Origin of the sequence: Mycobacterium sp., assembly GCF_049673265.1 — a bacterium.
GTDB lineage: Bacteria > Actinomycetota > Actinomycetes > Mycobacteriales > Mycobacteriaceae > Mycobacterium.
Genome location: NZ_JBATXN010000434.1, coordinates 1 through 12,080 on the forward strand (window position 1 = coordinate 1; position 12,080 = coordinate 12,080).

General features: G+C 66.8%; 6 protein-coding genes. 5 read left to right on the plus strand and 1 reads right to left on the minus strand.

All coding sequences use genetic code 11. The annotated features are described in order from the left end of the window. The 4 genes from WBF82_RS15125 to WBF82_RS15140 all read left to right on the plus strand — a co-directional run. Nucleotides 1–8,328, plus strand: an 8,328-nt coding sequence (locus WBF82_RS15125; RefSeq protein ID WP_424383809.1) for a fatty acid synthase subunit beta domain-containing protein, incomplete at its 5' end; no start/stop codon positions are given. A gap of 22 nt (nt 8,329–8,350) precedes the next feature. Then, a complete protein-coding gene (locus tag WBF82_RS15130) occupies nt 8,351–8,743 on the plus strand; it encodes a holo-ACP synthase (RefSeq protein ID WP_424383810.1) in 393 nt (130 codons plus the stop codon). 106 nt (nt 8,744–8,849) lie between these two features. Then, nucleotides 8,850–10,175, plus strand: a complete 1,326-nt coding sequence (locus tag WBF82_RS15135; RefSeq protein WP_424383811.1) for a dipeptidase — start codon at nt 8,850–8,852, stop codon at nt 10,173–10,175. Nucleotides 10,176–10,234: 59 nt separating this feature from the next. Continuing rightward, nucleotides 10,235–11,131: an adenylate/guanylate cyclase domain-containing protein gene (locus tag WBF82_RS15140; protein WP_424383812.1), complete on the plus strand. Its 897-nt coding sequence runs from the start codon at nt 10,235–10,237 to the stop codon at nt 11,129–11,131. A gap of 74 nt (nt 11,132–11,205) precedes the next feature. Here WBF82_RS15140 and bcp read toward each other — a convergent pair whose 3' ends face one another. Continuing rightward, the gene (gene bcp / locus WBF82_RS15145) at nt 11,206–11,688 is read right to left on the minus strand and encodes a thioredoxin-dependent thiol peroxidase (protein ID WP_424383813.1); all 483 of its coding nucleotides are present in this window, start codon (nt 11,686–11,688) and stop codon (nt 11,206–11,208) included. A gap of 118 nt (nt 11,689–11,806) precedes the next feature. Here bcp and WBF82_RS15150 point away from each other — a divergent pair, with 118 nt between their 5' ends. After that, nucleotides 11,807–12,034, plus strand: coding sequence for a DUF3618 domain-containing protein (locus tag WBF82_RS15150; RefSeq protein WP_424383814.1), 228 nt, complete (start codon nt 11,807–11,809; stop codon nt 12,032–12,034). The last annotated feature ends 46 nt before the right edge of the window (nt 12,035–12,080 follow it).

Sequence of the window (12,080 nt, forward strand, 5' to 3'; positions counted from 1 at the left end):
CGCGCACTCGCCGAGGCCATTTTGGTGCGGCCGGTCGACTGGGTGGACGAGGTCGTCAAGGTCCACGAGGCGGGTGCCCGCTGGATTCTCGATTTGGGACCAAGCGACATCCTCACTCGGCTGACCGCACCGGTGATCCGTGGCCTCGGCATTGGCATCGTGCCCGCGGCGACCCGCGGCGGTCAACGCAACCTGTTCACGATCGGCGCCGTACCCGAGGTGGCCCGTCCGTGGTCGAGCTACGCCCCGTCGGTAATCAGCCTGCCCGACGGCAGAGTCAAACTCTCGACGAAGTTCACCCGGCTGACCGGCCGGTCGCCGATCCTGCTGGCGGGCATGACCCCGACCACCGTCGACGCCAAGATCGTCGCTGCCGCAGCCAACGCCGGGCACTGGGCCGAGCTCGCCGGCGGCGGGCAGGTCACCGAACCGATCTTCACCGACCGCATAGAAGAGCTGTCCCGGCTGCTTGAACCCGGCCGGACCTACCAGTTCAACGCGCTGTTCCTCGACCCGTATCTGTGGAAGCTGCAGGTCGGCGGAAAACGATTGGTACAGAAGGCCCGCCAGTCCGGTGCGCCGATCGACGGCCTGATCGTCAGTGCAGGCATTCCCGAGCTCGAAGAGGCCGTCGAGCTGATCGACGAACTCAACGAGACCGGGATCAGCCACGTGGTGTTCAAACCAGGCACCGTCGAGCAGATCCGTTCGGTCATCCGCATCGCCACGGAGGTGCCGACCAAGCCGGTCATCATGCACATCGAGGGCGGCCGCGCGGGCGGCCACCACTCCTGGGAAGACCTCGACGATCTGCTGCTGGCCACCTACTCGGAGTTGCGGTCGCGGCCCAACATCACCGTCTGCGTCGGCGGTGGCATCGGCACCCCCGAGCGGGCGGCCGAATACCTGTCCGGGCGCTGGGCCGAGTCCTACGGCTTCCCGTTGATGCCCGTCGACGGCATCCTCGTCGGCACCGCGGCGATGGCGACGCTGGAATCCACCACCTCGCCGTCGGTCAAGCGGATGCTGGTCGAAACGCAGGGCACCGACCACTGGATCAGCGCCGGAAAAGCTCAGGGCGGCATGGCTTCCAGCCGCAGTCAGCTCGGCGCCGACATCCACGAGATCGACAACTCCGCTTCGCGTTGCGGGCGTCTGCTCGACGAGGTCGCCGGAGACGCGGAGGCTGTCGCCGAGCGCCGCGACGAGATCATCGCGGCGATGGCCGTCACCGCCAAGCCGTACTTCGGCGACGTCGCTGAGATGACCTACCTGCAATGGCTGCAGCGTTATGTCGAGCTGACCATCGGCGAGGGCGACAGCACCGCCGACACCGCCGCACCCGGCAGCCCCTGGCTGGCCGACACCTGGCGCGACCGGTTCGAGCAGATGCTGCAACGTGCCGAGGCGCGGCTGCACCCGCAGGACCACGGTCCGATCGAGACCTCATATGGCGACGCCGCATTGCTGGAGAACCCCGGTGAGGCGATCGCCGCCTTGCTGACTCGCTACCCCGACGCCGAGACCGTGCAACTGCATCCGGCCGACGTGCCGTTCTTCGTCACGCTGTGCAAGACGCTGGGCAAGCCGGTCAACTTCGTACCGGTCATCGACAAAGACGTCCGGCGCTGGTGGCGCAGCGACTCGCTGTGGCAAGCCCACGACGCGCGCTACGAGGCCGACCACGTGTGCATCATTCCCGGCACCGCCGCGGTCGCCGGTATCACCCGGATGGACGAGCCGGTCGGCGAATTGCTGGACCGCTTCGAACAAGCCGCGATCGACGAGGTGCTGCACGCCGGGGCGCAGCCCACACCGGCGACTGCGCGCCGTCAGGGCCGCATCGATGTGCATGGGCCGCTGGCCGTGGTGCTGGACGCGCCGGACGTACTGTGGGCCGGCCGCGTTGCCACCAACCCGGTGCACCGCATCGCCGACCCTGGCGAATGGCAGGTTCACGGTGATATCAGCGGATCCGAGGATCCACACGAGCCACGAGCCACCCATTCATCCACCGGCGCGAGGCTGCAGGTCGTTAAAACAGACGGGGACGACCAGGTTGTGTTGAGCGTGCCGATCGCGGGCACCTGGATCGACATCCGATTCAGCTTGCCCGCCAGCACGATTGACGGCGGCATTCCGGTCGTCCGCCCCAAGGACGCCATCGAAGCGATGCGCTCGGTGCTGGCCATCGCCGCCGGCGCCGACGGTCCGGACGTGCTGCCCCGGGTACACAACGGGACAGCCACGATCACCGTGGGGTGGGACCCCGAGCGGGTGGCCGACCACACCGGCGTCACCGCCATCTTCGGCGAACCGCTGGCACCGACCCTGACCACCGTGCCCGACGCGCTGGTCGGACGTTGCTGGCCCGCGGTCTTCGCAGCCGTCGGCTCCGCGGTCACCGCAGCCGGCGTCCCGGTTGTCGAAGGCTTGCTGAGCTTGGTGCACCTGGACCACGCCGCGCACCTGCTCAGCGCGCTGCCGAAGTTGCCGGCCGAATTAACCATCACCGCAACCGCTTCGGTGGCCACCGACACCGACATCGGTCGAGTGGTTCCGATCTCGGTGACCGTCGCCGACGCTGACCGCACGGTGCTCGCCACCCTTGAGGAGCGGTTCGCAATCCGCGGCCGCACCGGTGCTGCCGAACTGACCGACCCGCTGCGGGCCGGTGGCGCCGTCTCCGAAAACGCCACCGACACCCCGCGGCGTCGCCGACGGGACGTCACGCTGCCCGCACCGGTCGACATGCGCCCCTTCGCGGTGGTGTCCGGCGACCACAACCCAATTCACACCGATCGGTCCGCTGCACTGCTTGCCGGTCTGGAATCGCCGATCGTGCACGGAATGTGGTTGTCGGCAGCGGCCCAACACGTGGTGACCGCCACCGACGGCCAAGCCCGGCCTCCGGCTCGACTGGTCGGCTGGACGGCCCGCTTCCTGGGTATGGTCCTACCCGGAGACGAGGTTGACTTCCGCGTCGATCGGGTCGGAATCGACCAGGGTGCAGAGGTTTTGGAGGTCGCGGCCCGCGTCGGTTCGGATCTGGTGATGTCGGCGACGGCACGACTGGCTTCGCCCAAAACCGTCTATGCGTTCCCCGGTCAGGGCATCCAGCACAAGGGCATGGGCATGGAAGTCCGGGCCCGCTCAAAGGCCGCCCGCAAGGTGTGGGACGACGCGGACAAGTACACCCGCCAAACGTTGGGCTTCTCGATCTTGCACGTGGTGCGCGACAACCCGACCAGCCTGATCGCCAGCGGCGTGCACTACCAACACCCCGAGGGCGTGCTGTATTTGACCCAGTTCACCCAGGTTGCGATGGCGACGGTGGCCGCGGCGCAGGTCGCCGAGATGCGTGAGCAGGGTGCTTTCGTTGAGGACGCGATCGCCTGCGGCCATTCGGTTGGCGAGTACACGGCGCTGGCCTGCGTGAGCGACGTCTACGGGCTGGAAGCGTTGCTGGAGACGGTATTTCAGCGTGGGTCAAACATGCACGACATCGTGCCGCGCGACGAGCTGGGCCGTTCCAACTACCGGCTGGCCGCAATCCGCCCGTCGCAAATCAATCTCGACGACGCCGATGTCCCGGCCTTTATCGAGGAGATCTCGCAGCGCGCCGGGGAGTTTTTGCAGATCGTCAACTTCAACCTGCGTGGTTCGCAGTACGCGATCGCCGGCACAGTTCGTGGTCTGGAAGAGCTCGAGGCCGAGGTGGAGCGCCGCCGCGAAATCTCTGGTGGCAAGCGGTCATTCATCTTGGTGCCCGGTATCGACGTGCCGTTCCACTCCGAGGTGCTGCGGGTGGGTGTCGCCGAATTCCGTCGCTCCCTGGAGCGGGCGATGCCGCGGGGCAAAGACCCTGAGGTGATCATCGGGCGCTACATCCCGAACCTAGTGCCGCGGCCGTTCAGCCTGGACCGCGACTTTATCCAGGAGATCCGGGATTTGGTGCCGGCCGAGCCGCTGGACGAGATCCTCGAAAACTACGACTACTGGCGTGACGAGCGCCCGTTCGACTTGGCACGCACGCTGATCATCGAGCTACTGGCCTGGCAGTTCGCCAGCCCGGTGCGCTGGATCGAAACCCAGGACCTGCTGTTCACCGAAGAGGCCGCGGGTGGCCTGGGTGTGGAGCGCTTCGTCGAGATCGGCGTGAAGTCGTCGCCGACGGTGAGCGGACTGGCCACCAACACCCTGAAGCTGCCCGAATATGCCCACAGCACAGTGGAAGTGCTCAATGCCGAGCGCGACGCCGCGGTGCTGTTCGCCACCGATACCGACCCCGAGCCGGAAGACGAGGAGGAGTCAGATGATTCCGCCGCGGTCGCGGCGGAGGATGCACCAAGCGCCGATGCCGCGCCAGCCCTCGCTGCGGCTCCCGCCACAGCTCCGTCCGGTGCTCCGAGACCGGATGACATTGGTTTCGACGCGGCCGATGCCACCCTGGCGCTGATCGCGCTCTCGGCCAAGATGCGCATCGACCAGATCGAGGAGCTGGACTCCATCGAGTCGATCACCGACGGCGCATCGTCGCGGCGTAACCAATTGTTGGTCGACTTGGGTTCCGAGCTGAACCTCGGCGCCATCGACGGCGCCGCCGAGGCAGACCTCGCTGGCCTGCGCTCGCAGGTCACCAAGCTGGCGCGCACGTATAAGCCTTATGGGCCAGTACTTTCCGATGCGGTCAACGACCAGCTGCGCACGGTGCTGGGTCCGTCGGGCAAGCGGCCCGCTGCCATTGCCGAGCGGGTGAAGAAGACCTGGGAGCTCGGCGATGGCTGGGTCAAGCACGTGACAGTCGAGGTCGCGCTCGGGACCCGCGAAGGCACCAGCGTTCGCGGCGGCGCCATGGGCAACCTGCATGAGGGTGCTCTGGCCGACGCCGCTACCGTCGACAAGGTCATCGACGCCGCGGTGGCTGCGGTGGCCACACGCCGCGGAATTGCGGTTGCGCTCCCGTCGACCGGCGGCGGTGGCGGAGCGACCGTCGACGCCGCGGCGCTGGGCGAGTTCACTGAGCAGATCACCGGCCGCGACGGCGTGCTCGCATCGGCGGCCCGGCTGGTGCTGGGTCAGCTGGGGTTGGACGACCCGGTCACGGTGCCGCCGGCTGCGACCGACGCCGATCTGATCGACCTGATCACCGCCGAATTGGGCTCGGACTGGCCACGATTGGTGGCACCGGTGTTCGACGGCAAGAAGGCCGTCGTGTTCGACGACCGTTGGGCTAGCGCCCGCGAAGACTTGGTCAAGCTCTGGCTGATCGACGACGACGAGGCCAACGCCGAATGGGCCCGGCTGTCCGAGCGGTTTGAGGGCGCCGGCCACGTCGTGGCGACCCAGGCGACCTGGTGGCAGGGCAAGGCACTTGCGGCCGGGCGTCAGATCCACGCCTCGCTGTACGGCCGGATCGCTGCGGGCGCGGAGAACCCGGACAACGGCCGCTACAGCGACGAATTCGCGGTGGTGACCGGCGCGTCCAAGGGCTCGATCGCTGCGTCGGTGGTCGGACGGCTGCTCGACGGCGGTGCCACCGTCATCGCGACGACATCCAAGCTCGACGAAGAACGGTTGGGCTTCTACCGGGCGTTGTACCGCGATCACGCCCGCTACGGCGCGACCCTGTGGGTGGTGGCGGCCAACATGGCGTCGTACTCCGACATCGATGCCCTGGCCGAATGGATCGGTACGGAGCAGAGCGAAAGCCTTGGCCCGCAATCTATTCACATCAAAGACGCGCAGACCCCGACACTGTTGTTCCCGTTCGCAGCACCTCGCGTGGCGGGCGACTTGACCGAGGCCGGTTCGCGCTCGGAGATGGAAATGAAGGTGTTGCTGTGGGCGGTGCAGCGGCTGATCGGCGGCTTGTCCAGAATCGGCGCCGAGCGCGACATCGCCTCGCGGCTGCACGTGGTGTTGCCCGGCTCGCCTAACCGCGGGATGTTCGGCGGCGACGGCGCCTACGGTGAAGCCAAGTCGGCGCTGGACGCCGTGGTGACCCGTTGGCAAGCCGAGTCGTCGTGGGCGCAACGCGTCAGCCTTGCGCACGCGCTGATCGGCTGGACCCGCGGCACCGGGCTAATGGGCCACAATGATGCGATTGTCGCTGCCGTCGAAGAAGCCGGTGTCACAACGTATTCCACTGATGAAATGGCCGGCATGCTGCTCGGCCTCTGCGACATCGAGTCCAAGGCGGCCGCGGCCTACGCGCCGATGAAGGTGGACCTGACCGGCGGGCTCGGCGATGTCGAGCTGGACATGGCTGAACTGGCCGCCAAGGCACGCGAGGACCAATCGACCAAGGCCGTGGATGACGGCGACGAGGACGCCGACGTCGACGGCACGATCGCCGCGCTGCCGTCGCCGCCGCGTGGCTACACGCCGGCCCCGCCGCCGGAATGGGACGACCTCGATGTCGATCCGGCGGATTTGGTGGTCATCGTCGGTGGCGCCGAACTCGGCCCGTACGGTTCGTCGCGTACCCGCTTCGAGATGGAGGTCGACAACGAACTGTCGGCCGCCGGTGTGCTCGAGTTGGCTTGGACCACCGGGCTGATCAAATGGGAAGACGACCCCCAACCCGGTTGGTATGACACCGAATCCGGCGATCTGATCGACGAGGCGGAGCTGGTCGAGCGCTACCACGACGCCGTGGTGGAGCGTGTCGGGATCCGTGAGTTCGTCGACGACGGCGCAATCGACCCCGATCACGCCTCGCCGGTGCTGGTGAGCGTATTCCTGGACAGGGACTTCACATTCGTCGTCTCCTCGGAGGCCGACGCGCGCGGGTTCGCGCAGTTCGACCCCGAGCACACGGTGGTCCGGCCGGTGCCCGATTCCAGCGACTGGCAGGTTACCCGCAAGGCGGGCACCGAGATTCGCGTTCCGCGCAAGACGAAGCTGTCGCGCACCGTCGGCGCGCAGATCCCCACCGGGTTCGACCCCACCGTGTTCGGCATCAGCCAGGACATGGCCAACTCGATCGACCGCGTGGCGCTGTGGAACATAGTCGCCACCGTCGACGCATTCCTGTCATCGGGTTTCACTCCGACCGAGCTGATGCGATGGGTACACCCGGGACTGGTGGCCAGCACTCAGGGCACCGGCATGGGCGGGATGACGTCGATGCAGACGATGTATCACGGCAACCTGCTGGGCCGCAGCAAGCCCAACGACATCCTGCAGGAAGTTCTGCCCAACGTCGTTGCCGCACACGTCATTCAGAGCTACGTAGGAAGCTACGGCGCGATGATCCACCCGGTCGGTGCATGCGCGACCGCAGCGGTCTCAGTCGAGGAGGGCGTCGACAAGATCCGCCTCGGTAAGGCCGAGCTAGTGGTCACGGGCGGTTTCGACGACCTGACGCTGGAAGCCATCATCGGTTTCGGTGACATGGCCGCAACCGCCGACACCAAAATGATGCGCGACAGGGGCATCGCGGACTCGAAGTTCTCCCGGCCCAACGACCGGCGCCGGTTGGGCTTCCTCGAAGCCCAGGGCGGCGGCACCATCTTGCTGGCCCGCGGGGACCTGGCGGTCAAGATGGGATTGCCGGTGTTGGCTGTAGTGGCCTACGCGCAGTCGTTCGGTGACGGTGTGCACACGTCGATCCCGGCCCCGGGCCTCGGTGCGCTGGGCGCCGGCCGCGGCGGCAAGGGTTCTCCGTTGGCCCGCTCGCTGGCCAAGTTGGGTGTCGAGGCCGACGACGTCGCGGTGATCTCCAAACACGACACCTCGACGTTGGCCAACGACCCCAACGAGACCGAACTGCATGAGCGGCTGGCCGATTCGCTCGGCCGCTCGCCGGGCGCACCGTTGTTCATCGTGTCGCAGAAGAGCCTGACCGGCCACGCCAAGGGCGGCGCGGCGGTCTTCCAGATGATGGGGCTGTGCCAGATCCTGCGCGACGGGGTGATTCCGCCGAACCGCAGCCTGGACTGCGTCGACGAAGAACTCGCCGGTTCGGCGCACTTCGTCTGGATACGCGACACGTTGCGGTTGGGCGGCAAGATCCCGCTGAAGGCCGGTCTGGTGACCAGCCTCGGGTTCGGCCACGTGTCCGGCTTGGTCGCGTTGGTGCACCCGCAGGCATTCCTGGCCGCACTGGATCCCGGTCAGCGCGCCGACTACCAGCGACGGGCCGATGCCCGGCTGCTGGCCGGTCAGCGCAGGCTGGCTTCGGCGATAGCCGGCGGCCGTCCGATGTACGAGCGGCCCGCGGACCGTCGTTTTGACCACGAGCTGTCCGAGAAACGGCAGGAAGCGGCGATGTTGCTCGATGCGGAAGCGCGGCTGGGCGACGGGGACGTTTACCGTCAGTGAGCATCCGATAGGTTCACAATCAATGAGCATTGTCGGCGTGGGGATCGACCTTGTCTCCATCACTGAGTTCGCCGAGCAGGTCGACCAACCCGGAACCGTCTTCGCCGAAACATTCACCCCGGGTGAGCGGCGCGACGCCTCCGACAAGAGCTCGTCGGCGGCGCGGCACCTGGCGGCGCGCTGGGCGGCCAAAGAAGCGGTGATCAAGGCCTGGTCCGGGTCGCGGTTCTCGCAGCGGCCTGTGCTTCGTGAAGATATCCACCGCGACATCGAGGTGGTGACCGACATGTGGGGACGACCACGGGTCCGGCTAACTGGAGCCATCGCCAAGCATTTGGCCGACGTGACGATCCATGTGTCGCTGACCCACGAAGGGGACACCGCGGCCGCGGTGGCCATCCTGGAGTTGCCCTAGCCTTAGCGCGCCGACGGTCGAGATCTACGCTAGCGCGGGTTTCTTGCCCCGTTATGGTGCTGGCGTCGTTCTCGGCGTTATCCGAGAACAGGCTAGCCTCGAGATCATGAGCGATCTCGTCGAACGCGTCCGCGAGGTTCTGCCATCGGTGCGCGGTGATCTAGAGGCGCTGATACGCATCGAATCGGTCGGGGCCGATCCTGCTCGTCGCGACCAGGTCGACCGCAGCGCTCAAGCCACGGCGGACCTGTTGTCGCAGGCTGGTTTTGACGATGTGCAGATCGTCAGCGAGGGCGGTGCACCCGCCGTCATCGCCCGGCATCCGGCGCCGCCGGGAGCGCCCACGGTGCTGCTGTACGCCCACCACGATGTGCAACCCGAAGGCGATCCCGCGCAGTGGACGTCACCGCCGTTCGAGCCAACCGAACGCGACGGCCGGCTCTACGGACGCGGCAGCGCCGACGACAAGGCCGGTATCGCAACGCATTTGGCGGCGTTCCGGGCGCACGCCGGGCAACCTCCGGTCGGGGTGACGGTGTTCGTCGAGGGTGAGGAGGAGTCCGGGTCGCCCTCGCTGGGCCGTCTGCTGGCTGCGCATCGTGACGTGTTGGCCGCCGACGTGATTGTCATCGCCGATTCGGACAACTGGAGCACAGAGGTTCCCGCGCTGACGGTGTCGCTGCGCGGGCTGGCCGACTGCGTGGTCGAGGTCGCCACCCTCGACCACGGCCTGCACTCCGGTCTGTGGGGTGGTGTGGTTCCGGATGCGCTATCGGTACTGGTTCGCTTGTTGGCCAGCCTGCACGACGACGACGGCAATGTCGCAGTGGCCGGCTTGCACGAAAGCACCGCCGCCGCAGTGGATTACCCTGCCGAGCGGGTGCGTGCGGAGTCGGGCTTGCTGGACGGAGTGACCGAAATCGGTTCCGGCTCGGTGCCGCAGCGACTGTGGGCCAAGTCAGCGATCACCGTCATCGGCATCGACACCACATCCATTGCCGCATCGTCGAACACGCTGATTCCGCGTGCTCGCGCCAAGGTCAGCATGCGGGTAGCTCCCGGCGGCGACGCGGCTGCGCATCTGGATGCGTTGCGCGGCCATCTCGAACGCCATGCCCCGTGGGGCGCCCACGTGACGGTGACGCCCGGCGACATCGGCCAACCCTTCGCCGTCGACGCCAGGGGCCCGGTCTATGACGCCGCTCGCGCGGCGTTCCGGCAAGCCTGGGGAACCGAGCCGGTCGAGATGGGGATGGGCGGGTCGATCCCGTTCATTGCCGAGTTCGCGGCCGCGTTCCCGCAGGCGGCCATCCTGGTAACCGGCGTGGAGGACCCAGCGACGCAAGCGCACAGCATCAACGAGAGCTTGCACCTCGGTGTGCTGGAACGGGCCGCGACCGCCGAGGCGCTGCTGCTGGCCAACCTGGCTTAGACCGATCGCCTTGAGCGTGGTGATTGACCGTCTGCGCGGCCATGCATGAAAATGCCTGCATGGGCGAGGTCCGAGCTAAGAGCCTGATGAGCCCGGACGAGACACTCGAGTTCCCAGGGATCAAGGTCCAGCAGGTCGACGTCGGTGACCTGACCATAGGACGGATCGTGACGCAGCCAGGCTGGCGGTGGTCCAGCGACGTGCGTCCACATGTTGGCGGAGAGTGGTGCGAGGCTCGGCACGTGGGCATCGTGTTGTCCGGCCGATTCGAAGTCGTGATGCGCGACGGCACCACGCTTCAGTTTGGACCGGACGATGTATTTGAGATCCCGCCCGGTCATGACGGATACACCGTCGGGGACGAGCCATGCGTCCAGATCGAGTGGTCCGGGTTGCGGGCGTTCGCGGGATTCCGTCATTTCGGCATACGCAACCGGGCGCTGGTCACACTGCTGTTCACCGATCTCGTTGAATCTACGATGATGGCAAAACGACTCGGAGACGTGGCCTGGCGAGATGTGCTCTCCGCACACTACGAGGCGACGCGGGTGGCGTTGGAACGCCACCATGGCCACGAGGTCAACACGACCGGAGACGGCCTGCTTGCGACCTTCGATGGGCCAGCCGCCGCCTTGCGCTGCGCGGCAGCGGTGGCCCGGGCGGCTGCACGAGAGGGTCTGCAGATCCGGGCGTCCGTACACGTCGGAGAAGTGGAAGTAGTGGGGAGTGACGTGCGCGGCGTCGCCGTACATGAAGCGGCGCGGATCCTCAGCGCGGCGGCAGCCGACGAGATTCTGGTGTCGACGACGACGCGAGCACTAGCGGGCAACGTTGGTTTTGTGTTTCAGCCCCGCGGTACGCACAGTCTTAAGGGCCTGCCGGGCGAATGGGAGCTCTTCGCATGCTTCGAAGACGAGAAGCCCAAATTTCCGGAGGCGCGGCGGACCAAGGCGTGATCTTTGGTTCATTTGGCGCATAAGCGAATTCGATCCCCGGTTGTGGGTCGGGGTGCGGCAGGTGGGTGTCCTTGCTAGTTCCCGACTTGGTCGAGAATTTGCTTGATCTTTGATGTCGTATGTGCAGCCCTGACGTTGTACTGCGCGACGGCGATCTTGCCCTTCTCGTCGACCACAAAAGTGGAACGGATCACCCCCTGCACGGTCCTGCCGTACATTTGCTTTTCGCCGTAGGCGCCCCAGGCCGTCAGCACCCTGCGGTCGGGATCGGACAGCAGCGGAAACGTCAGGCCTTCAGCGTCACGGAATTTGGCCAGCTTTTCCGGCTTGTCGGGGGAGATGGCGACGACGTCGAGGCCGGCGCCGTTGAGCTCGGCCAGGCTGTCGCGAAAGGCGCAGGCCTGTTTGGTGCAGCCAGGGGTTGACGCCGCCGGGTAGAAGTAGACGATGACCCGGCGGCCCTTGTAGTCGGCCAGCGACACCTTCTTTCCATCGGCGTCAGGCAGAGTGAAGGCGGGCGCTTTGTCGCCCGGCGCGAGGCGTGCGGTGTCGGTCACGGAAGGTGCCTTTCTGTTCACCGGCACGCCTGCGTCGGCGCCGGCTGATCTAGGGTAGGTCGGCAGGCACCAACCTAGACCGAGCCCGGCCTGGTGCGCGACGACAGGGAGGACGAGAGTGGCGGAGCGGGATCCTGACACCATCAAGCAGGAGATCGACCAGGCCCGCGACCAGCTCGCGTCGACCGTCGACTCACTGGCCGAGCGGGCCAACCCCCGCCGACTGGCCGACGACGCCAAAGCCCGGGTGATCGGGTTCGTCAAGAAGCCTGCAGTTGCGGTTTCGCTGGCTGGGATCGCGGCGTTGACGGTCGTACTGGCGGTCCGCAGGATCAGAAATCGTTGACGCCTGAGCTTTACTGGCATCCCACGTTAGCCGCCCGCTTAGCGCC

Excerpts from the sequence above, each read along its gene's own strand:
- WBF82_RS15130 (WP_424383810.1), top strand. The coding sequence starts at position 8,351 with ATGAGCATTGTCGGCGTGGGGATCGACCTTGTCTCCATCACTGAGTTC.
- WBF82_RS15135 (WP_424383811.1), top strand. The coding sequence starts at position 8,850 with ATGAGCGATCTCGTCGAACGCGTCCGCGAGGTTCTGCCATCGGTGCGC.
- WBF82_RS15140 (WP_424383812.1), top strand. The coding sequence starts at position 10,235 with ATGGGCGAGGTCCGAGCTAAGAGCCTGATGAGCCCGGACGAGACACTC.